Below are 21,740 nucleotides of genomic sequence, written 5' to 3'. Positions count from 1 at the left end.
TGGTTCACGGCGGCTTGTTCCTCAGAAACCCTGGGCCACGGCCGCGGCGGCCGCCAGCCAAGCCCGCTGGGTCCCCGAGAGCAGGGCGTCATAGCGGATCACCCCGCGCACCAGCGCCGGGTCGTAGGGCACACGAATCACGGCGCGGACCAGAGGTGCGAAGCCATCGGCGATGCGCTGGGCCTCGGTGCGGGCCTTCTTCAGGGCGTCCCCACCCAGGCCTCGGCCGGCGTCAGTGGACTCGGAGACGATCACCACGGCGCCCCGGGCCAGTTCGGCGTCGTGGCCGCCTCTGGCTTCGAGGGTCTGCAGAGTCAACAGGGCTGCCTCGGCGCGGTCTTCCATCGCGGTGACCGGGACGACGAGCTGGTCGGTGTGGTCGATCATCCGCCGCCAGTTCGCCGATCGGGCGGTGTTGCCCGAGTCCATGATGATCATCCGGTAGAACCGGGACGCCACCTGGTGGGCGAGGTCGACTTCCTCGGCGGTGACCTCATGGTCGCCCTCGTCGTTCTCATCGGAACGCAGCACGTCGTACTTGTCGGCCGGCTGATGGTGCACGAAGTGAGCCAGGTCGGCGGTGGAGGTCGCCGGGGACAGAAGCCGGGTGGAGGAGTCCACCAGGTCCAACACGCTAGCGGTGTGCGGGCCCTGCTCGGTGCGCCAACCCAGGGTGCCCTGGGACTCATTGTTGTCCCATGCCAGCACAGGACCGCCCCCGTAGCGGGCGAGCACCGCGGAGAGCAGGGCCACGGTGGGGGTCTTGTTCGCGCCGCCCTTGCGGTTGACCACGGCCACGGTGCGTGGGCCGGGCCAGTGCTGGGACACGGTGCTCACATCTTTGCGTTCGGCCAGCTCGGCCGCCGAGGCAGGGATGCGCAGACCAAGGGTGTTCAGGGCGGCCCGCCAACCCCGAGAGGCCGGTTCCGTGGCTTGGTCTGGGACCAGGAAGGTGGTGTCGCGCAGACTACGCCGAGTCGGAGCCACTGGGGTGTCCGTCGACTGGGGTGCGACAGCGGCCGACGCGGACGGTGCCGGGCCGGTGGTGGCGCCGGTGGTGATTAGGGGGTTGGGCCGGGACGGTGGTGTCACCGGTGTGGCCGGTGTGGCTGGTGTGGTCGGGAGCGTGGCCATGGCCGGTTCGGCCTCCGGTGCGGGCTGCTCCGCGGGAGTGATGTCGGTGGTGTTCGCGGCGGTGGTGGCCACGGGAGCAACCGTGGGCGGCTGGTCGAGGGGGGTGACGGTGCCGGTGGGGTCTACGGCGAGCCAGGTTGGCGGGGTGTCGTCGGTCTGGGCGATCAGTCGGGTGCCGTCGCTGCGGGCCCAGCGCACCAGGTGTTCGATCACCGCGTCGATGAGCTGCTCACCGGCCGGGCAGGTGACTTCTGTCGTCTCCGTGTCGGTGATCAGGCTCGCGCGGGTGGGGGAGTCCATCTGGATGCGGATCATCACTTCTCCTTGGAATCATCAGCCGGATCGGCGGCTGGAGTGTCGGCCGATTCGGAGCGGTAGAGCACGGTGTTCTCGAGAGTTTCCGCGACGACGTAGCCCGCGTCGGCATTCACCAAGTCAGGAGCGGGATCCTCGTCGGTGAAGGTCTCCCACGACTGAGGGATCGAGTCCGGAGAGGAGAGGTCGAGGCTGGCCGGGTCCGTGCGGCCTGCCAGCCCGTAGGCGGTGGCGCCGTCAATGGTGGAGGTCTCGAAGCTGTGCAGAGGACGCAGCATCGGCCCTTCGCCCCAGGTCAAGGCGAGGGTGTCGAAGGCGGCAGCGCGCCCCTCGGCCTCGATGAGGGGTTGCTGACGTTGGTCCGGGGCCTGCGGCACCTCGGCGGTGGCCAGGGTGACCCCGTCTTGAACCTGGATGATGGCCATGACGGTGGAAGAGTCCTCGGTCTTCCAGCCCAGCAGGGCATGGTCGGCGTCGAGCATCCACGACACCACAGGTGCGCCACTGGCGCCGGCCGGGGGAGTGAAGGAGACTCGTCCGGCCACGGTTCCGTCAGCGTTGACGGTGTAGAGGCTGGCCTCGGCGGCGGTGATGATCTGGTTGTCGCCGGTGACGGTCAGGGCGCGGGAACCGGCGGGGATGACCACATCGGTAAGGCTATGCCCGGCAGCCGGGATGCCTACGATCCAGTGCTCTTTGGCCACCAGGGGCCGTGCCCCTCGAACTTCGACTCTCCAGCCTTGTTCTACCGGGATGGTCGTGGCCGGGACGGTCGAGCCATCCTCGGGGGTGCGGAGGTCCCACACGCGCAGTTCATTGCCGGCTTGGGCCACCAGAGAGGGAGTGCCGGCCCAGTCGGTGTGCACAGCCGAAGTGAGGTCCTTCGGGGCGGAGATGCCGCGCCAGACCGGCCGGCCGGTCTCCGGCGCGCGAGCGGTCAGGGTGCCGTCGGGATCGGCGGAGAGAATGTGCCCAGTGTCCAAAGCCGTGAGATCGGAGTTCTCGGCCACCGGCACGGACCAGGCCGAGCGTCCGGAGAAGGCCTCGGGCAGGGCCACCGGGATCTGCTGGTCGGCTCCAGGAACGACCCATCGTTCCGGGGTGCTGTCGCCGGTGATGGACAAGGCCACGGCGGTGCCGAGGCCGCCGAGGGCGAACACGGCCAGGGTGCTGGCCCCGAGGAGCAGCCAGCGGCGGCGCGGCCCCCGCTGTGGCTTTTCCGGGGTGAGGTCGGCGACGGTGGCGTCGTGTACGTCTCCGTTGGCGGTGACCACCATGTCCCAGGTCTCATCGGTGGGGGAGAGCACCCGCACCCGCACGGCATCCAAGCACAGGCGCTGGACTTCGCGCACCACGGCAGCGATCGCCGCCTGCCGGTAGCCCTCACCGGGGGCGGGCTCGACCGGGACCCCGTTCAGCTCGGTCCGTTCGGTGGCCTCATCCAGCCATAGGGTCAGCACTGGAAAGGCCGGCACGGTCTCTAGGTTGAACTCTGGCTCTGCGGTTTCGTCCACTACCCCCCCCGAGGTGGAAACGTCAGTCCTTGATCTCGTCCGCTCTCAGCAGCCACTCCCGGAAGTGCTCGCGTTGCACGCGGCGCAACCGCGGTCCCACCGAGATCGTCGGCAACCCTTGTTCTTTCATCCACCGCAGGACGGTGCCCTGGGACACCCGCATCAGCGTGCAGATGTCATCGGTGGTGAGCAGGTCAGGCTGCCCCTCCAGAAGTGAATCGACCGCCGTGGCATCGTTCATCATCACGCTCCATTGTCCTCACGAACGCAATAGGTTCGTCAAGCGCAAGACACGCAATATAGACAAAAGTCCATATTGACGCCTCTGACGCGAAATGTTTGAGTTGACTGTATTGGCCAATCACATGCTAAGGGGATGAGCAGAAGTGGCCCAACGGGGGAACCCTTTTGTCGTCGCGCCCGAGAACTCTTCGCAGAGTCTGGCTGAGAACGACGGCGGCCTCGACACCGCGGCGCTGTATTACGGGCCGACCTCACCCGAGGACATCACCGTCGCCGCCGATCCGGATGCCGCGCTGTGGCCACAGACGACCGTGACGGACTTTCGTCAGGTGACCGTCTTCGGCTTGCATGGGGGAGCGGGGGCCACCACGGTCGCCTCCCTGTTTGGGGACGACACCGTCGATGCCGGTACCGGTTGGCCGGTCGCTGGCGGGTGGGCCCGCCCCCTGCCGACCTTGCAGGTGTTGGCCGTGGCACGGACTCACTACGCCGGCCTGGCCGCCGCCGAGGCGTTCACCCATCACTGGGCCGCCGGCCAGTTGCCTTCCTCGACCCTGTTGGGGCTGGTGATGGTCGATGACGGCCCCACCCTGGCCGACGGCCAAAAGAAAGCCGTCAAGAGACTCCTGCGCAAGGTTCCCCGCGGCGCTCACCTGCCGTGGATCGAGGCCTGGCGGCACGTGCCGCCGGATCCCGGGCGACTGCCGCGCAGGCTCACCAAGATCATCCACGCCTTCCGCACCCCTAGATAAGGAGACCCACCATGCTGATGGACCTGATGGCCACCGCCTCGACCTTCGCCAGCGTCATCCCGAACCCGACCCCCGAGCAGCCTCCAGGCACCGAGGGCATCACGACCCTGCTGAACTGGATCAGCTGGATCGTCATCATCATCGGCGTGGCCGGCTTCCTGGCCTCAGCCGGCTCCCTGGTGTTCGCCGCCTTCACCGGTCGGGAGATTCAAGGCCTCAAGGGTCTGGCCATTGCGATCATCGTCTGCGGGCTCGCCACTGGCGCCGGGGCGATCATGCGCGTCTTCGTCTAACGCACTCGAGACACCGAGCGACGACACACAGCGAAGGGGGCCACCATGGCCAAGAACAAGAACACCGACTCAGCCCAGGCCGGATTCGGTCTGGGGTGGTGGGTTGCTGGCGGACTCCTGGTGGTCCTGGTCGTCGGCATCATCGTCGGCGTGGTTCTCTGGCCACGCGACACCACCGCCGCACCGGAGAACACCACCACACCGACGGCCACGGAGCAGGCAGCCACCCCTGCGCCTCCCCAGGCCGTCGCCGCATGCCAAGCCAGCAACGTGGACCAAACCGTCCCCGCCGAAGCACCAGACACCGTCTGGAAAACCCATCCATACGAGTGGCTAGTTCCGACCTCCGAGCGGTACGGGCCCTCCACGCAGGAGGGAAGTTTGTGGAGTTGCTTTGAACGGTCTCCCGCAGGCGCCGTCTTCGCAGGCCCGAACCTGTTCGCCGCCGTCAGCGCAGGAGAGGAAGAGGGCGCGGTCCCCGGGCCAGGTCGAGATGCTGCCATAGAAAGCGTGGGGGAGGGTTCATCTGACTACGAGCGTGCCGTCTTCGAGGGTTTCCGCGTCCTGGCCGCCGACGAGGACAGCGCCACTATTGATTACTGGATCACGGCAGCGGGGGCCAATGCTTCCGTGGTCATGGAAATGGTCTGGGATGAAGAGGCCGGGGACTGGCGCCTCGACCTTGAAGGTGCCGGCAATCAGCCCCGGACATCCGTCCTCCAGGACACCAGCGGTTACGTCCGCTGGCGGTAGGCGCACATCATGGCAGGTTGCACTTTCGGTGACCTTGGTTGCGTCGCAGGCGAAGCCGCGAACGACGCCTTCGAGAATATGGTCGAAGGCCTCTATGACGGGGCTGTGGAGATGGCCAAGATTATCGGCACGTGGTGGATGGAGGTTCCGCCGCCGAACCTGGAATCGGTGGGACTGCTCCTGCTTCAGCAGGACTTGAGCTGGTTCGTGTGGGTCTTCGCCGTGATCGGCTTCCTCTTCGGCCTGGTGCGGTTGGTGATGACCGAGGACGTCCGTTCCGGGGCACTGAACCTGGCCAAGCCGATCGTGAACCTCGTGCTGGCCACGGGGGTCTACATGGCCGCCGTGCCGATCCTGCTGACCGCCGGAGACGAGACAGCCCGGTGGCTGCTGGACCGCTCCACGGAGGGCAACACCTCAATGGACATGTTCATCCCCTCCACCACTGTCTTGGCAGGGAACACCGCGGTGGGGTTTGTCATGTACTTGTTGATGCTGCTCGGAGCGCTCGTGAACTTCATGTTCATGATCTTCCGGAACCTGATGCTGGTGATCCTCATGGCCTTCATTGCCTTACTGGCGGCCGCCTCCGGGACAGAGACTGGCAACCAGGCTTGGCGCAAGGCCAACGGCTGGCTGCTTGCCCTGCTGCTGTTCAAGCCGATCGCCGGAGGGATCTATGCTCTGGGCTTCCGGATGATGATCGACGACACCGACCTGTCCCAGGCTTCCGACCTCGGTGTCGGGATGGCGTCGGCTGTCACTGGATTGTTGGTCCTCGGTCTGACCGGCCTAGCCCTACCAATGTTGATCAAGTTCATCGTCCCGGCCGCCGCTGCCGGTTCTGGCGGTTTCTCCGGCGGAGCCGCCCTGTCCGGGGCCGCAGGGGTCGCCGCTGGGGCGGCCGTGCTGGCCGGGGGCCTGGGAGCTGGAGCAACAGCCGCCCGGGGCGGCGCCGGAGCAATGATGGCCAGTGGTGTCAATCCCGGTGCCGGACCGGCCGGCGCCTCCGGGCCTGTCCCTGGTGGGGGCAATCCGGACGGCGGTCCGACTTCGTCCGGAGCCGGACCTGCCGGGGGAGCGCCCTCCACCACCGAGACCACCGCCGGGGGATCAGATGGAAGCCCGTCGGCCAGCGGCGGGGCCCCGGGTGGCGCCTCTTCCGGGAACAGCACCGAGGCAGCGGCATCGACCAGGTCCGCTGCGGGGGGATCCGCCTCGGGTACGTCGTCTTCGACGTCTGCGGCCGGGGCAGCCTCCGGCGCTGAGACGAGCACCGGGGGCCGGGCCGAGACCGCATCGACTGCCAGCGGAACTCAGGCTGCCGGTGGCTCGGCTGGAACCGCCGCGGGCGGGCCCTCCGGGTCTGGCCGGTGGGCTGAGGCTATCAACCGGTACACCCAAGCCAGTCATGCCGGGGCGCAAGCCGCCGAGGGCGTCCGGGTCGACCGGGCCTTGGACGATGAAGGAGACCGAGCATGAGCACGACCGAGCCTGTCCGGATCGAGCCACAGGTGTTCGGCAACCTCAGCGTGCCCCGCCGCTCCGGGCTGGGCGGACTATCGATGGGCGTGAGTCTGTCTCTGATCCCGGTGGTGTTGCTGAGCATCTTGTTCATGGCCACGGGCCGCTGGTACATCGCCTTCGCCCTCGTCATGGCCGTCACGGTGGCGGTGCTGCTGCTGAAGGTGACCAAGCGGGACGGACGCAGTATCTACGGAAGGATCGCCTTGCGACTGGCACAGCGCATCAAAGAGAAATCTGGCCGCGACGTGTACCTGGCCGGTCCGACCGGTAAGGGCACCCCCGACGGGGCCACTCGCCTGCCCGGGGTGATGGCTAAGTCTGAACTGGGCGAGTTCACCGATTCCTATGGCAACGCCTTCGGGCTGATCCGGGTCGCCGGGGCCGGGGTGTATAACTACTCCGTCGTCATCGAGACTCACCCCGACGGGGACTCTCTGGTGGACCAAGAGCAGATCGATCATCGGGTGGCCGTGTGGGGTTCCTGGCTGACCCAGCGAGGCCTGGACGAGGGCATCCGCGGGGCCTCGGTGACCATTGAGTCCTCCCCGGACTCCGGGCTGCGTCTGGCAAATCTGCTTCAGACCAACCGCACCGATTTGTCCCCGGACTACGCCCGTGCGGTCACCGACCGCATCGGGGAAACTTTCCAGGGCGGGGCCCCGCAGTTGGTGGCCCGCGTGAGTGTGACCTTCGACGGTCGCCGTCACGATGGCAAGACCGGCGACCGCGGCTGGGCGGAGATGGCTGAGGAGATCGGCACCCGCCTGCCCGGGCTTGTCGGAGGTCTGCAGGGCACCGGGGCCGGGGCGGTGCGGGCGTGTACCGCGCAGCAGATCACGGACTTCACGCGCGTGGCCTATGACCCGACGGTGGCCTCCCTGGTGGAGCAAATGCAGGCCGAGGGCGGTACCGACCTTCAGTGGGAGGATGCCGGACCCTCGTTCGCCCAGGACTCCTTTGAGCACTACCGCCACGACCGGGCGGTCTCGAAGTCCTGGACGATGTACAAGGGCCCGGAAGGACACTTCACGTCTAGCTCTCTGAAGCGGGTGTTGGAGCCCTCTCCGGGGCTGCTGCGCAAGCGCGTCACCTTGCTCTACCGGCCCATCGCGGCCGAACGGACCACCGCCTTAGTGCAGCAAGAACAGAATGACGCGGCCTTCGCCGGATCTCAGACCCGCCGTAATGCCCGCGCTGCCCTGCGACAGGCTGCCGCAGCCAAGACTGCCTCCGAGGAAGCCCAAGGTGCCGGGTTGACCCGCTTCGGTTTGGTCATCACCATTACCGGCACCTCGGAGGAGGACTTGAAGGTCTGGGACAAGCGCATCCCCGGGTTGCTGGGTCCGGCCCGGTTGCGGATCCGTCCCGCCCTGGCTAACCAGGCCGTGACCTTCCAGGCAGGCCTGCCCCTGGGGTTGGTACTGCCCGATCACATGCTCATCCCCGACACCCTGAGGGAGTTCTTCTGATGACCGACCTCCAGACACTCCCGGATACGCTCCCCGGAACCGCGCTGACGTTGTCCAAGAAGGACCTGGCCCGGCTCAAGCGCGAGGATGCCAAACGCCAGCGCGCCGCACGCCAGTCCCGTCCCAGGCTCACCGAACGCTGGCGTCAGGCCCGGGAGGTCTCCCGGCACCGGCCCGGCCCGCGCGGCTGGAGCCGGGCCGGCGGCGGACCGGTGGACGTCATCGAGGCCCCCTTCGAGCTGCAGGGAACCACCGTGCAGGTGTGCGGGTTCTACCCGTTCTCGGCCGGGGCTGGGTTGCCGGTCATCGGCGCCCCGTTGGGCTATCACCTGCGCCGACGCTCCCTCGTATGCGCCGACCCTGTCTCTTGGTTTCGGGCCGGGGTTATCTCCAACCCTTCAGCGTTCATCCTTGGGCAGCCCGGGCTGGGAAAGACCTCCATGGTGCACCGGTGGATCACTGTGCTGGCGGACTGGGGCGTCATCCCGATGGTACTGGCCGATACCCGCCCGGACTACGTGCATACCATCCGCGACCTCGGTGGTCAGGTCATCCGCTTCTCCCCGGGCCAGGGACACATCAACCCGATGGACCTGGGCCCCATCGTGGGACGACTGACCAGCATTCAGGATGCCAGGGAACGGGGCAAAGCGCTGGAGGAAATGGCCTCCCGGCGGCGGTCCCTGATCGCTGGCGTCGTGGGCATGATGCTGGGCCGCGAGCTAGCCCCGCATGAACGATCGGTGATCGCCACAAGCCTGTCCGACCTGGACCCGGAGCTTACTACCCCTCCGCTGTTGGGCGAGGTCATCGCGCACATCAGCGCCCGGCCGCAAACACTGCGGGCGGTGACCCTGACCAACGACAATGACACCGAATATGACCTGCGCGTCCGCGAGGTCCTGGACGCATTGATTTCTCTGGGTCCGTCGGGGATGTACGGGACGATGTTCTCCGAACCGACCTCCGAACACATCGAGGTCGGCCGCCCCGCCGTGTTCGACATTTCCGGAGTCAACGAGAACGACCACGTGCTCATGGCCGCCGTGCAGTCCCTGTGCTGGAACCTCGGCTCAGCCACCGTCAGCGCGGAAGCCTATTTGGCGGCCGACGAGGGACGGCGGAGGAAAACCTACTTACTGGTGATGGACGAGCTGTGGCGGATCCTGCGAGCCTCAGCCGACATGGTGCACTTCATCGACTCCATCACGCGTCTAAACCGTGGCCGGATGATGGCCCAAGTGATGGTCACCCACACCATGAACGACCTCAAACTCGCCGAACCGCATTTGACCGCCACCGCGTGGGGATTCGTGGAACGCTCCGCGATGGTGTTCCTCGGCGGGCTCGCCGAAGGCGAGATGGGCAACCTGCGCGAAGTCTTCAACCTCTCCCGCGCCGAGGTGTCCCAACTCTCGGACTGGATCGCCGAAGCACCCGTGGACCAATGGACCGGTCGGGCAGGATTGCGCCCAGGGGCCGGAAACTTCCTACTCAAGACCGGCAAGGAGGCAGGAGTACCAATGCACGTGCAGCTGACCGACCTGGAGATCGACAACACCAACACCAACCGCGACTGGGACATGGTGCAGTGATGCTCGCCGACCCCCGCCCCGGCAGGCGCACCCAGCCGGCCTCGTCTGAGACCGGCTGGGTACTGGCCGCCGGCCTCCTCACTCTCGGCATCGGAGCTCTCGGCCTCTGGGTCTTCGGCGCCTGGATCGACCCCACTATCGGCGGCACCTCTGGCGGCCCACTTGACGTCCTCATCTCCCAAGCCACCGGCCACATCCCGGTCGGGGCCTGGCAGCTCATCGTGTTTGCCGCCGGGGTAGCCGTGTTGTTGGTCGTAGCGGCCGCCTTCCTGGTCGTGGTGCGCCGGGGCCAGAAGAACGGGTCCAGGATCGACCACCTGGCCTCCCAGATGGCCAAGGCCAAGGAGTTCGACGCACTCAACGAACCCACCATAAGCAAGGACTCTGAACGGCTCCGCGCCACGTCCGCTGGGCCGGGGGTGCCGCTGGCCAAGCTGGTCAACAACGGCAAACGACTCTTCGCCTCGTGGGAGTGGGTTCAGATCTGGCTCATGGGACCCCGCGCAGGCAAGACCACCAGTGTGTGCGTCCCACAGATCCTGGAAACCCAGGGGCCTGTGGTGGCAACCTCGAACAAGCGTGACCTCGTGGACATGACCCGCGGGCCCCGGTCCCGGACCGGGGTCGTCTGGGTCCACGACGTCCAAGGCATCATCGGCGAAGAACCCACCTGGTGGTGGAACCCGCTGTCCTTCGTCACCGGAATGGAGCGGGCCGAAATGCTCGCGGACATCTTCGTCACCTCCGCCACCTCAGCCGGCTCCACCCAAGACGCCTACTTCGAATCCGACGGCCGCCGTCTGCTGTCGATGATGTTCTACGCCGCCGCCATCGGGGGCCGGCCCATCACAGACGTGCACCTCTGGGCCCAGAACCCCGACGACAAGGCCCCCCGAGACCTCCTGCTCGAGCACGGACACACAGCAGTGGCCGCCTCGCTGGGCAAGATCCAGCAGCTCACTCCCAAGCAGCGCGACGGGGTCTACGGGACCATGCGCCCCTGGGTCAACGTGCTCTCCTACGACCGGGTCGTCCCCTGGGTACGCGATACCGGCCAGCTCGGCCGAGCCGAGTTCGACCCCAAACGGTTCGCATCCTCTACCGACACCCTGTACCTGATCTCTAAGGAGGGCGCAGGCTCCACCCGCGCCATCGCCGGCGCTCTGGCCGTGGCAGTACTGACCGAGGCCGAAGAGATTGCCGCACTCCAGCCCGGAGGCCGGCTCTCCCCGCCGATGACAGGCGTGCTCGATGAGGTTGCCAACGTGGTGCGCTGGCGCCAACTACCCGACGTGTACTCCCACTACGGATCCCGCGGAATCGTGCTGTCCTCCTTCTTCCAGGGCTGGGATCAGGGATTGGAAGCCTTCGGGGAAAAGGGCATGAAAAAGCTCTGGTCCGCCGCCAACATCCGGGTCGCCGGCTCCGGACTCTCGGACTCGTCGTTCCTGCCGTTCCTGTCCCAGCTCATCGGCGATCACGACGTCATCCGCCGCACGTCCTCCACGCAGAAGGGTGGACGCTCAGTGTCCACCGCCATCCAGCGCGAACGCCTCCTGGACGTCAACGACCTCGCCGCCTTACCCCGCGGCCGCGCGGTGCTGTCCACCTCCGGGCTGCCCCCGGCCCTGGTCGAGCTCCAGCACTATTCCACCCAGCCCTACGGCAACGACGTGACGGCCTCGAAGGACTACTACGAACGGCGCGCAGCCAATCAACCCGCCAGTTAGGGCCTGCACATTCCGCTATGAGGTTCGACATCAACCGTCTTCGGACCTTACATCGGCCATAATGGGATTGATTATGAAGATCAGCGAAATGTGGGCCGAAGCGCGGGAGCACGGCTGGGCCTCTGGACAGGGAAGCCTGGCGGAAGTCCAGAACCAGTGCCTTTCACTTGAGTGGAAAACGGTAGCGGGCCGTTCAGGTGAAAACGGTCACTCAGTGCTGCGGCCAAAAGAAAAGTCCGAAGCCCATCAACGATCGCTAAGTGCGGTACATGGGCTCGGCTCCCAGCCTCTCCACGTGGATGGGTCTCATCTTTTGGATCCACCAGACGTCGTCATTCTGACCAGCTCAGAGCCAGCCATCACGCCCACCCTGTTGTGGAACCTTCCGCAAGCCACATCCGCAAGGCCGCCCTTAGCCCCCTGGGAGGATCTTGCCCACGGGATCTTCGTCGTTGACACCGGCAAGGGTCAATTTCTTGCCACCGCTTGGGATGACGAGACGGAACGGGGATCCCTAAGGTTCGATCCAACGATCATGCAGCCGTCCGATAGCCGAGCAAAGCGCGCCTATGACTACCTCAGTTGCGCGAGCGATAACGCACATGCTTTCGAATGGTCCGCGCCGCAGCTCGTGCTCCTAATTGATAATCGACAAGTACTCCACGGAAGAGCAGCTGTGTCCGCGGGAGACGACGAGCGACGGCTGGACCGCCTCTCATACCGTACGAGTGACACGTGATACCGGCATACGACCATCAGGCCCTCTGGTTGAAAGCCAAGCTCTTTCTTAACCGAGCGATGGACGATTCCTTTGAGCGACCCTTCGACGAGAGGACCTTGTGGGCGAGCTTGGCATTGGAACTTCTCGGCAAGGCTGCACTGGCCAAGGTCTCGCCCGTTCTTATCGCTGAGCCGAACTCTGAGGGGAAGCACCTGTTGGCGTCAGTAGGCCTAGTTGAGTCAGAGGGCACGTTCTTGACCGTCGGGGCTAAGACCGTATTTATGCGCTGTTCTCGGGCATTCGGTCCTTTCGACAACTACAAGGCGCAACGAATCGCTCGAAACCGGAACGAATACCTCCATTCTGGAGGGATGGGTACAGCGATTCCTCCTCGCCTTTGGTGGCCCGAGTATTGGAGCCTCGCCAGCATCCTCGTATCAGCCCAGGACCGCACTCTCGAGGACTTAGTCGGCACCAGCCGAGTTAGAGGCGTCGAGGAACAGTTGGAGAAAAACAAGAAGTACATCGAAGAGCGAGTGGAGTCTCTACTAAATAGAGCGAGAGTGCGCCACCAACAAGAACGAAGTGGGGAAATCTCAACCCGCACGCTTAAGTCTTGGAAGACGTTCGATCAAAAGCGGTGGGACTTGCAGTACAGCGGCCCGACTACCTGTCCCGCTTGCGGAGGTCAGGCAATGCTCGAGGGTGAACAAGTTGAGAACATCCGCATCGAGGATGGTTTCTGGCTTCCCCTCGATGAGCAAACCAGCGAATTTCACGGGACCGCCCTGGGCGACGTCATCGCTGACCACCTCTTCTGCCCTGCCTGTCAGTTCGAACTGGATAGCTACGAACTCATAGAAGCCACCGAGCTTGATCCATGGTTTGAAGTCGAGGATTCTGAATTCGCCTATAAACTTGAAGAACAAGAGTACGGAAACGACTAAACTACTGTCGCTTAGGTAGTCCAACTCCGCCGATTTACAACCGATACTTCTCTGCCTCGTCCGAATGCACTCCGTCGTCCGCCATATCAAATTGTCTATCAGGTACTCGAAGACCCCTTTATTGCCCGTTTGCTCACGACGAGCCTGCTTTTAAAACCATCCTGGGGGCGTGGGGGCGACCTCCCACTGTGCAGGGACGTCGGTGGACCGGGGCGGGTCGTAGTCCCAGAAAGGACCGTCAGGGTCGGTTATCCGATCCATGATGGGCCAGAGGTAGTCCCGGAACCAGGCGGCGGAGGCCATGGCGTCGCCCCACCGCACTTGCTCCCAGGACTCCCAGAGTGCTTCTAGGACGGTGCCGACTTCCTCATACCTCCACCACTGGGGGTCCCAACGACGGGTGGTGAGGTTGCGCCGGTAGTGAGGCAGCAGCCAGCCCTCGACCCAGGCTCCGGCGTTGGGAAAGCACAGGGGCCGCTCTTCCTCGGCCGTCTCGGGAGTCTCGGTGGCTTGATCGTCGGTGCTGCCGAAGTCCACGGTCATCGGTTCACTCCGGTCTCTTGGCTGCGGCCGGCAGAGGCGGCATTGGAGACGGGTCGCTTGCTGGTCTTGGACGGGTTGGTTGCGATGCGTTCAGCGGTCGAGCGGGGGAAGAAGTCGGCTTGCTGGGATCGCACGGTCGCCAGTTCGGGGGTGTTGGCGTGGCGCTCGATTTGGGCCAGCTGGGCGTCCGTGACTCGCTGGTATTGATTCGACAGCCGCCCCCCGGTCTGTTCCTCAGCCTGTGCACGTACCTGGTCCTGTCGTGCTTCGGCTCCGTACCGGTCTGACAGGGCTAGGTGGGCGTCCTCGTCCACAGCCTTGGCGTCGGCAGGTTTCGCTGCCTCCTGACTGGCGGCCTGATCGGCCTCGCTGGGCTGTGTGCTGGCATCCAGCTGAGAGTCGGTACCCGGCTGCTCATCTCGGTCGGTCTCCTGGTCCGGTGTGGCCGTGGGGGCAAGTGCCTGGTCGGCCTCTGCGTCTAAACGCTGTCGGGCGAAGTAGTCGTCCAACGCATCACGTAGGGCCGCGTGCCGGTCGACCAAGGACGTGGGGTGGTCCTTGTTCATCAGCTCCAGGTTGATCCCGTAGTCGTTGCGCAGGACGTCGGCGGCGTGCATCCATGCCCCGCGAGCCTCTGGGTGGGAACCGGAGAGGTGCGCGGCCACGGTGACGCGGTCGGCGATGGATTCGGATCCGGCGGTACGCCAGAACTCTGGGTTGTACATCTCCCGATTCACCATCGCGGCGACCGTGGACTCGGCCCGGGTCTGTTGGTCCGCCTGGGCGGTCCGCTCGGCGGCTTGCATCTGTTCTCGGCGGGCCTGGGCGTCACGGAGCTGCATTCCGGATCCCATCGCCACGCGCAGCATGTTGCCGAACTGCGCGGCCATCTCGGATTCTTCCTCGTTCTCTGCCATGTCCCTCTCCTATCGATCCATTCCGGTATCCGGTCGGGGCCGGGTGAACTGTTGGCCGCCCATCCTGGCACGGGTCTGGCTGGGTGCAGGGGTGTACTGGGCCGTGATGACGTCCACGGTGCGCATCAGCGCGGCGGTGCGGCTCGCTAACTGGGGACGGTGCGTGGCCAAGGATTGCGTGGTCATCGCCCGGGAGAGCCGGTTGGCCTGGGCCAGCACCGCAAGCCACCCACGGGTGCTGTCCTTGGTCGCAAATCGAGCTCCCAGGCGCACTGCGTGCCTCACGTTGCCCCGCCCTTGGGCGGCACGGGCGTACTGCTCCGAGAGCTGGGAGAACGCACCCGGCTTGCCTCGCTCGATGTGCATGGACAAGCGGGCGTAGATCGTGGACAGGTCATCGGGCCCGGTGCCGGTCTTGCCGCTGAGCAGCCGCTCCACTCGTGCCGGGTCGAAGGCCGCCACCTGCACCGAGGACCAGTCCCGCTTGGGGCTGTTGTGCATCGAGGCCAGCAGCGTCTCGGCCGGCCCCTTTCCGGCGCCGTCGAAGCGGCGCAGCACGTTGGGCCAGCCCAGGGTGGCATCCAGTTTCGACGGCGAGTACCAGACCGCTTCCTGGGCCTCGCCGAGGGCCACCTTGTACCCGCGGATCTGGGTGGTGGAGTCCTTGGCAAATGAGGGTGCCACCCGCACGTTCAACTCACTCAACCGCTCGATGTACTGGGACGGAGTGGCGACCGTGGCCAGCGCGGTGCGCATCCGCCGGCGAAGCTCCGGACGAGGAGCCTGGGGGTATCCCTCGGCGGACGCGCGAGCAATCTCGGCGGGTTTGTCCCCAGACAACCCGCGGGCCACCTGACGGGACTCCAGCACCGCCAGCCCGTGTTCCTTCTCCAGCTCCCCGCAGACCTTCTGCGCGCGTCGGTAGTCATTATGAATGTTCGCCTTGGTGCCGTCCTCGCGGACCAACTGCACGGCGATGTGGATGTGGTCGTTGCCGGCCTTCGACGTCCCGTGGTGCACGGCCACCCAGCGGGAAGACTGCGCCCCATCCGGATCGATGAACCCCATACGCTCCACGAACTGGCTGGCAAGGGTTCCCCACTCGGCTTTGGACACCTCACGATCGCCTTTGGCTAGGGATAAGGAGCAGTGCCAGACATGGCCGTCCTTCTCGGCGACCTTGACCTTCCGCTGGGACGCTTCGTCCCACGCGTAGACAGGGGCCTTCACGTCGGTGCCATGCGTGCGCCGAGGGCCGTCCAGGATCGCACCGATACGTTGTCCGTCCTCGACGGAGAGCTCCTGTCCGGACTGAAACTCGATCAGTACCCGGTCGTCGCCGGAGACCACCATTGGGGTGGTGTGCTCGTTGGACCGGCCGGGTCCAACGAGGTAGCTCATCAGCCCGATCATCTGCCCGCCGCGGACCACGTTCGGCATCATGGCGTGCCCCGATCCAACGCCAGGGCCTCGATCGTGACATCAACGTCACGCAGCACCCCGCGCAATTCATCCAACGCCCCGCGCACATCCCCGTGCAGCTCTCCGTCGGTGTTCAGCCCACGGGCGATCTGATTCAGGTTGTTCCCCACCCGGGCCAGCTGCCCGGTCATCACGTTCAACGCGGTCAACACCCGGCGACGATCCGTCGCCGTTTCACCGGCCGAGACCGCCAGGGCGGATTCCTTCAGCAACCGGGGCACGGACACGCCCTGCTCCACGGCGGCCAGCGAAAGAGCCGCATCCTCAGAGGCAGAGAGCTTCACCACCCGGCGCGCCGGACGGCCACCGGTCACGTTGGCCTGACGCTTACGCTCCGCCACCGCACCCACCCCGTCTCCTTGACCTAAACGCTGATGTGGACCTCCAGCCCAGTGCAACGCCGCTCACCCACGAGTGTCCCACCGACCGGCGCGCCAGCGCAAGGGCGCAGGCCGATTAGGGCACCTAACCATATAGCTTGCTCCGGCTCCGCCGGTCCCGCTGCCGCGGGCGTCGATGCGGGCTGCCGCCCGCCGTCTCTCGACGGGAACGGAGCGTTCCATTCGGCCGTGGAGGGTACTGGTCCGTCAGAACCGGTCAAGCATCCGGGCCGGCTTTCGCGGCATATCCTCACTCGCTCGTGCCTCGCTCCCTCCGGTATTCCACGTCCGGCCCTCCCGTGCTGGACCGAACCTGACGGCCCGAGTATTTCGGTCTTCGCCGAAAGGAACGGCAGCCAGAGCAAAGCGACAGGAGAGTTCTCCATGGATTCCACCACCTGCGGTTTCCAGACCGCCCTCGAAGACTTCCTCGGCGACGACGCCGGCGACCAGGTCCTCACCTACGCACGGACCCACCGAGCCGCCGAACACCTCCAGGGCTACCCCGAGCTACTCACCCTCGAGGAAGTCGCCCACCTCCTCGACACCGAAACCCACGAGGTTCTCCAGATCACCTGTGACCACGCACTGCCAGCCATCGAGATCGGAGCCACCATCCGCCGCTACCGACGAGAAGATGTCCACAACTACCTGCACCACCTCAGCGAGAAACCCGCACCCGACCTAAGGTGAAAAGCATGACCGAGAACATCACCGAATCCTTCATCGACCAGGCCCGCAAACTCAACGACCAACGCCTCACCGCCGTCCAAGACATCGCCGCCGCCGTCCAAGCCCGAGTGAACGCTGAGCAGGCCCTCAAGGACGCGCAAGCAGCCGAGCGCAAAGCCTTCAAAGACGCCGAACGCAAGGGCTGGACCAGGACCGAGTTGGACAAGCTCCGCCCGGCCAAACGCCGCCGCACCACCACCAAGGACACGGCCGGCACCAACGCCAACACCGCGGCCGCAGACCGTTCAACCGACCAGCACCAGTCCACCGACTGACGCCATCACCCACAGGGGGGAACACCATGGAATCCACCATCTCCGAAAAGCTATCCGACCTGATCGCCAGGGCACCCGATTCAGCCGTCGTCGTGGACATGCATCTGCATCGGGAACCGGTGACCGTCGTCTTCGAGTCGCAGGACTGAACCATGGCCGACGACACGCCCTCCATGCGCATCACCAGCCCCACCGATCTGGCCGGAGCCGTGCCCCACATGGTCGGCTACCAACCAGACAACAACCAGGTCGCCATCCTCGGCTTCCACGGACCCGACTACATCGGCGCCGCCGTCCACACCTGGGCCGCCGAACTCGGCGAAGGCCCCGCCCACACCGCCGAAGTCACCAACCACATCACCCGCGCCTTCGGAGACCGGGCCAACTCCTACCTGGCCATTGGCTACGGACCAGAGGGCCCCGAACGCGCCCTCCTGTTCCAGGACGCCTTCACCCAGCAGACCGAGACACAGACCCAAGCCTGGGCCGTGGACAACGACCGCCTCCGAGTCTTCTCCCCCGATCGCGGCTGGAGCCCCGAAGCCGACCTGGAGGACACGGCCGGCACCGAGTACTCCATGATCACCGGCGCCCAACCGGCCGCCACCCGCGAAGACCTCGCCCAGCACTACGAACCCGTCCCCGAAGACCAACAAGCGCTCCTGCATCCGGACACCGCCCAACGCTTCGCCACCATGGCCCCCACCGCCCAATACGAATGGGCCGCCCGCGCACTCACCGAAGGAGCCGAATCCAAGACCGGCCTGACCGACGAGCAAGTCGCCGTCATCGCCCATGCCGTTGCCACCAGCGTCCACATCCGCGACACCCTCCTGGCCGACGTCGTCGGCGACAGCATCAAAGCCGATCGCCTCGTCGACGCCTTCCGGCGCTGCGATGACGCACGTCGACCCGACATGGCCGACCTCGCCGGCGCCGGTCAATACATCACCCGCGGCAGCACCGTCGCCATCCAAACCATCACCCGCCACACCACCGGCTCCCTCGGCCGCATGGCCAACCAAGCCGCTTCCTTCGGCCTCGACCCACAACCACTGATCGATTCCATCGACCGCAATGAACTACGACAGCGACTCACCATGGCCGATCGACAGCACTACCGCAGCCACGTCATGGGCCACTCTCCACTGCTATCCAATCCCGACACCCGGGCGCCCACTAGGCCAACACCTCGGACTGGTTACCAACCCGGGCAGCATCCTGGCACCAGCTTGGATCGGTGAGACACATGGACACTTCTCTCGTAAGCCAGATTGTGATTGCGGCCGCGACCCTACTCGCGTCCCTCGGCGGGTACGTGCTCGCAGGGCGCAACGAGAACCGTCGAGATGCGCGCACCATGCATCGCGAGCTACAGCTCCGAAATTCTGAACGTGCAGCGCGACTTGATGACCAGCGACATGCACTGCAACGCGAAACACTCCTCGCCCTACAGGACGCAGTACAAGCGATGGCCCGTTTCACTAGTCAAATAATGCACTTCGACCACATGCAAGCCCGTCAAGGCGAGTACACCCATCTCCCTGGCACCTTGAGTGATGACAGCTATGCCAATCTTGTCGAAGTTCGTCGGCTGCAGAGCAGAATCCTCGATGCGAACGTCCGTGATGCCGTAGACAGATGCGTCCTATTGTCAAGAAGGCTTTCAACATCTCCAAGCGATTTGGAGGGCCTTTCAGGAGAGAACCTTGAACGACATGTGATGACAAAGTTCGGAGAGTTTCACGACGGCTACGAGTCGGCGTCAAACATCCTGGGAGAAGCAGTTCGCAGAGAGATCGCATGGCAACCGCTTACTGCTTGAATGATTCCCATGTGGGAAGGAATAAGCGCAGTTGCCACTGCCATAGTGGGCCTTGCTGGCATCGGGGCGACCATCTGGGTTCAACGGCAGGAACGCAAACATACGAGTCGACAACTGGCCGAAGATCGCACGCAGAGCAGACGGCAGGCGGCGTATGAACGACTCCTACTTCAAGCAATCCGGACCACTGAATTCGTCTGCGGCGCCGATACGATTTTCGTGCGCCATGCGATGCCACCGGATGTAGACACGGAGTCCTACGATGCCTGGATGCTTCTCGACCTCTATACAAGCGATGCATTTCAAAGCGCTCACTCCAATTGGTCCTCGGCTATCGAGCGAGTTCGCGACATACTGGACCGCGTACCGGAGAAGAAGATGTGGCACCAGATGAAGCGAGATCTCCAGGCAGAATTCGTAGATGCATGCGACCTCGCTGAGGAACAACTTCGAACCCTGCTTCAAGTAGCCCGCTCAGAACTGAATTGACTCGTACTTGGTCGCGCCCTGGCCTTCCGCAACTACGACTCTTGCTCCGTGACGAAAGCAGCATTTCTACCCGCTGTACCAACTATGGACGTGAGTAGCGAAACCACCTGGCCTCCTTCGACGCACTGCTGGCGTCTTGCATCCCATGGGTTGCAAGACGTCTCAGACGGCGCATTCTTAGACTTCCGGCCGAGCCCAGTTCTCCGGGGAGCGCCCACCCAAGCGGTGCCTTGCATCTATGTGTTCTAACCGTGAGATGAAAATCGTGTATTCACTGTCGGTTGCGAGACAGGAGAATGGTGCACGAAGATCCACCGGGTAATGGCTCTTCACGGACGTGCGCGTCGGTAGCAGCCCAAAATGAGTTGGCGCTCCGCACGGCGACCTATGCCCACAGTGATGGTCTTGCTGCCGAGAGGCCATCGCGCCTTCGCAGGTATTGTGACCAGATTGAAAGCTGGCAGTCCTCGAATGAAAAGAGTGACGGCCGGCGTGCCGTCACGTATGGATGTCAATGCTCGCGATAGAACCGACCGCAACGGGCCCGTCAGAGTCGTTCACCGGTGACGAGAATGCGCCTCCTGTGGCCGCTGACCAGCGAGAACGACAAATGGGGGCTCCAATGGGGCCGCTCTAGGAAAGAGGGGGACCCCATGGCACCGCGACATAACTGGTGGCACACGATGCGGGAGGCCCGGCGGCAGGCGTGTGTGGCCGTCGACTTCTACAACAGGTCCGGTGAGCGCCAGAGTTTGGCAGATTTCGTAGTCCATATGCATTTGGCGTGGCAGAACCTCATGCACGCTCACCTGATTAAGCAGAAGACGAACATCTACTTCCGCATGAAGAAGGGCAGCCGCCTGTACAAGCGAGACAAGTACGGACAAAAGCAGTCCTGGGACCTCCAAACCTGTCTGGACGCGGTTTACGCGCCCCAGGATCCCATCCGGATCAACGTCGAGTTCTTCATCAACTTTCGCAACTCCGTGGAGCATAGGTACGACCGGAGCCTAGTGCTCGCCACGGCGGCCCTCGCCCATGCATACGTCATCAACTTCGAGGCTGAGCTAACGCGATTGTTTGGGGCGGAAGAGACACTCGCGGAGGAACTCCGCTTTCCAGTCTTTGTGCAGTCCCTATCGCCGGAAGGGATGGAAACTCAACGGGTGCTCCGGAAGGGGCTACCCCTGGAGGCGCAGACTTACATCACGGAGTTTGAAACACGTCTTCCGGACAACGTGCGTGACGACCCGCGCTACGAATACAGAATCCAGCTCCAACCGATCGTCGGACCGAAGTCCGAAGCGGACCTGGCGTTCAAATTCATCAACGCCAAGGACCTCTCCCCGGAGGAACTTGAAGAGAAGCACGCCGAGGGCCGACAGGGCAAAGTCCTGATCATTGAAAAGCTCAAAGCTAGTGGCTTTGCCAACGAGATGTTGCCGGGAAATGCAGCTGCCGCGATTGAAGAACAGACTAAGTTCAGGTTTTCAACCAACGACTTCACGAGGATGCGCCACAGGGACGGAGTCGGACCAAAGAAGGGCCAGGGGCCATCGGCCGAGTACGCCGACGGCTCACGGTGCATCTACAGCAAGGCGCACCACAACCACGTCTACACGCAGGCCTACGTTGCCGCGCTGATCCAGGAACTCCGAGATCCCGTTAGGCACGAAGCGGCTTTGGGAAGAGCTCCGGAGAAACCCGGCTCTCCGCCTCAAAAGAAGCCACATCCCTTATCGAAGCAAAAAAACTGACTACCACCACTTGTCGTGTTCTGAAGTGCAGGCGCTCAGGCCAGTTGACTTACGGGTAGCGCCGGCGGCTCCTTAGCTTCGATTGTTCGATACTGGTTCGCGCGGGCCTCGCTCTTGCCCAGCGGTCCTGTTCCCAAGGGACAGGAGGGGCAACGGCTGCCACTAGATGGACTTACCCGCTGGGCTCATTGGCCGGCAAGGCCAGGTAGCGGTATACGGTGGCCCGGCTGACCCCGAGCAGCTTGGCGATCTCCGGCGGGGTGAGTCCCGCATGCCGGTATTGTCCAGCCTGGCGGACCCTCTCGGTCTCTGGGGTGACTGCCGGCCGGCCGCCCCTGCGGCCGCGG

23 protein-coding genes are annotated in these 21,740 nt (G+C 64.6%); 15 read left to right on the top strand and 8 right to left on the bottom strand.

Going from position 1 to position 21,740, the window contains the following annotated elements:
- Positions 1 to 21: 21 nt before the first annotated feature.
- The 3 genes from ABD134_RS15060 to ABD134_RS15050 all read right to left on the bottom strand — a co-directional run bounded on the left by ABD134_RS15060 (position 22) and on the right by ABD134_RS15050 (position 3,207).
- Positions 22 to 1,449: a MinD/ParA family ATP-binding protein gene (locus tag ABD134_RS15060; RefSeq protein ID WP_344231007.1), complete on the bottom strand. Its 1,428-nt coding sequence runs from the start codon at positions 1,447 to 1,449 to the stop codon at positions 22 to 24.
- Positions 1,449 to 2,924, bottom strand: a complete 1,476-nt coding sequence (locus ABD134_RS15055; RefSeq protein WP_344231005.1) for a hypothetical protein — start codon at positions 2,922 to 2,924, stop codon at positions 1,449 to 1,451. The genes ABD134_RS15060 and ABD134_RS15055 overlap by 1 nt, the downstream gene beginning before the upstream one ends.
- A gap of 61 nt (positions 2,925 to 2,985) precedes the next feature.
- Complete coding sequence (locus tag ABD134_RS15050) at positions 2,986 to 3,207, bottom strand: helix-turn-helix domain-containing protein (RefSeq protein WP_344231161.1); 222 nt, start codon at positions 3,205 to 3,207, stop codon at positions 2,986 to 2,988.
- A 142-nt stretch (positions 3,208 to 3,349) separates the two neighbouring features.
- Here ABD134_RS15050 and ABD134_RS15045 point away from each other — a divergent pair, with 142 nt between their 5' ends.
- The 8 genes from ABD134_RS15045 (at position 3,350) to ABD134_RS15010 (ending at position 12,993) form a co-directional block, all read left to right on the top strand.
- On the top strand, positions 3,350 to 3,958 hold the full coding sequence (locus ABD134_RS15045; protein ID WP_344231003.1) for a DUF6668 family protein: 609 nt from the start codon (positions 3,350 to 3,352) through the stop codon (positions 3,956 to 3,958).
- Positions 3,959 to 3,969: 11 nt separating this feature from the next.
- Positions 3,970 to 4,251, top strand: a complete 282-nt coding sequence (locus ABD134_RS15040; RefSeq protein WP_344231001.1) for a hypothetical protein — start codon at positions 3,970 to 3,972, stop codon at positions 4,249 to 4,251.
- A 45-nt stretch (positions 4,252 to 4,296) separates the two neighbouring features.
- The gene (locus tag ABD134_RS15035) at positions 4,297 to 5,004 is read left to right on the top strand and encodes a DUF8175 domain-containg protein (RefSeq protein WP_344231000.1); all 708 of its coding nucleotides are present in this window, start codon (positions 4,297 to 4,299) and stop codon (positions 5,002 to 5,004) included.
- 9 nt (positions 5,005 to 5,013) lie between these two features.
- A complete protein-coding gene (locus ABD134_RS15030) occupies positions 5,014 to 6,486 on the top strand; it encodes a hypothetical protein (protein ID WP_344230999.1) in 1,473 nt (490 codons plus the stop codon).
- The gene (locus tag ABD134_RS15025; RefSeq protein WP_344230997.1) at positions 6,483 to 8,000 is read left to right on the top strand and encodes an SCO6880 family protein; all 1,518 of its coding nucleotides are present in this window, start codon (positions 6,483 to 6,485) and stop codon (positions 7,998 to 8,000) included. The genes ABD134_RS15030 and ABD134_RS15025 overlap by 4 nt, the downstream gene beginning before the upstream one ends.
- Entirely contained in the window at positions 8,000 to 9,595 is a 1,596-nt protein-coding gene (locus ABD134_RS15020) for a hypothetical protein (RefSeq protein WP_344230995.1), read from the top strand. The genes ABD134_RS15025 and ABD134_RS15020 overlap by 1 nt, the downstream gene beginning before the upstream one ends.
- Positions 9,595 to 11,325: a type IV secretory system conjugative DNA transfer family protein gene (locus tag ABD134_RS15015; RefSeq protein WP_344230993.1), complete on the top strand. Its 1,731-nt coding sequence runs from the start codon at positions 9,595 to 9,597 to the stop codon at positions 11,323 to 11,325. The genes ABD134_RS15020 and ABD134_RS15015 overlap by 1 nt, the downstream gene beginning before the upstream one ends.
- A gap of 768 nt (positions 11,326 to 12,093) precedes the next feature.
- Positions 12,094 to 12,993, top strand: a complete 900-nt coding sequence (locus ABD134_RS15010) for a hypothetical protein (protein WP_344230991.1) — start codon at positions 12,094 to 12,096, stop codon at positions 12,991 to 12,993.
- Between the two features lie 150 nt (positions 12,994 to 13,143).
- On the opposite strand, the gene ABD134_RS15005 is transcribed toward ABD134_RS15010, so the two are convergent.
- From ABD134_RS15005 to ABD134_RS14990, 4 genes are read right to left on the bottom strand one after another with little or no spacing between them, the layout of a single operon-like run.
- Complete coding sequence (locus ABD134_RS15005; protein WP_344230989.1) at positions 13,144 to 13,536, bottom strand: DUF4913 domain-containing protein; 393 nt, start codon at positions 13,534 to 13,536, stop codon at positions 13,144 to 13,146.
- Positions 13,533 to 14,453 carry a hypothetical protein gene (locus ABD134_RS15000; RefSeq protein ID WP_344230988.1) on the bottom strand — a complete coding sequence of 307 codons (921 nt, stop codon included), beginning with the start codon at positions 14,451 to 14,453 and terminating at the stop codon, positions 13,533 to 13,535. The genes ABD134_RS15005 and ABD134_RS15000 overlap by 4 nt, the downstream gene beginning before the upstream one ends.
- Before the next feature lie 9 nt (positions 14,454 to 14,462).
- Entirely contained in the window at positions 14,463 to 15,896 is a 1,434-nt protein-coding gene (locus ABD134_RS14995) for a relaxase/mobilization nuclease domain-containing protein (protein ID WP_344230986.1), read from the bottom strand.
- On the bottom strand, positions 15,893 to 16,276 hold the full coding sequence (locus tag ABD134_RS14990) for a MobC family plasmid mobilization relaxosome protein (RefSeq protein WP_344230984.1): 384 nt from the start codon (positions 16,274 to 16,276) through the stop codon (positions 15,893 to 15,895). Before ABD134_RS14990 ends, ABD134_RS14995 begins: the two co-directional genes overlap by 4 nt.
- Before the next feature lie 423 nt (positions 16,277 to 16,699).
- Here ABD134_RS14990 and ABD134_RS14985 point away from each other — a divergent pair, with 423 nt between their 5' ends.
- The 7 genes from ABD134_RS14985 to ABD134_RS14955 all read left to right on the top strand — a co-directional run bounded on the left by ABD134_RS14985 (position 16,700) and on the right by ABD134_RS14955 (position 21,393).
- The gene (locus ABD134_RS14985) at positions 16,700 to 17,008 is read left to right on the top strand and encodes a hypothetical protein (protein WP_344230982.1); all 309 of its coding nucleotides are present in this window, start codon (positions 16,700 to 16,702) and stop codon (positions 17,006 to 17,008) included.
- Between the two features lie 5 nt (positions 17,009 to 17,013).
- Positions 17,014 to 17,322, top strand: coding sequence for a hypothetical protein (locus ABD134_RS14980; protein ID WP_344230980.1), 309 nt, complete (start codon positions 17,014 to 17,016; stop codon positions 17,320 to 17,322).
- Between the two features lie 26 nt (positions 17,323 to 17,348).
- The gene (locus tag ABD134_RS14975) at positions 17,349 to 17,471 is read left to right on the top strand and encodes a hypothetical protein (protein WP_344230978.1); all 123 of its coding nucleotides are present in this window, start codon (positions 17,349 to 17,351) and stop codon (positions 17,469 to 17,471) included.
- A gap of 3 nt (positions 17,472 to 17,474) precedes the next feature.
- Entirely contained in the window at positions 17,475 to 18,566 is a 1,092-nt protein-coding gene (locus ABD134_RS14970) for a DUF4192 family protein (protein WP_344230976.1), read from the top strand.
- A gap of 5 nt (positions 18,567 to 18,571) precedes the next feature.
- Positions 18,572 to 19,147, top strand: coding sequence for a hypothetical protein (locus ABD134_RS14965; protein ID WP_344230974.1), 576 nt, complete (start codon positions 18,572 to 18,574; stop codon positions 19,145 to 19,147).
- Between the two features lie 9 nt (positions 19,148 to 19,156).
- Positions 19,157 to 19,636 (top strand): hypothetical protein, encoded by a 480-nt coding sequence (locus tag ABD134_RS14960; RefSeq protein WP_344230972.1) that lies wholly within the window; start codon positions 19,157 to 19,159, stop codon positions 19,634 to 19,636.
- Between the two features lie 653 nt (positions 19,637 to 20,289).
- Complete coding sequence (locus tag ABD134_RS14955; RefSeq protein WP_344230970.1) at positions 20,290 to 21,393, top strand: DUF3644 domain-containing protein; 1,104 nt, start codon at positions 20,290 to 20,292, stop codon at positions 21,391 to 21,393.
- Between the two features lie 172 nt (positions 21,394 to 21,565).
- On the opposite strand, the gene ABD134_RS14950 is transcribed toward ABD134_RS14955, so the two are convergent.
- On the bottom strand, positions 21,566 to 21,740 hold a 175-nt coding region (locus tag ABD134_RS14950; RefSeq protein ID WP_344231160.1), incomplete at its 5' end, for a helix-turn-helix domain-containing protein.

The organism is Citricoccus alkalitolerans (assembly GCF_039528175.1).
GTDB classification, from domain to species: Bacteria; Actinomycetota; Actinomycetes; order Actinomycetales; family Micrococcaceae; genus Citricoccus; species Citricoccus alkalitolerans.
The sequence above is the reverse complement of the archived record's forward strand: the minus strand, read 5'-3'. Positions and strand labels throughout refer to the sequence as shown.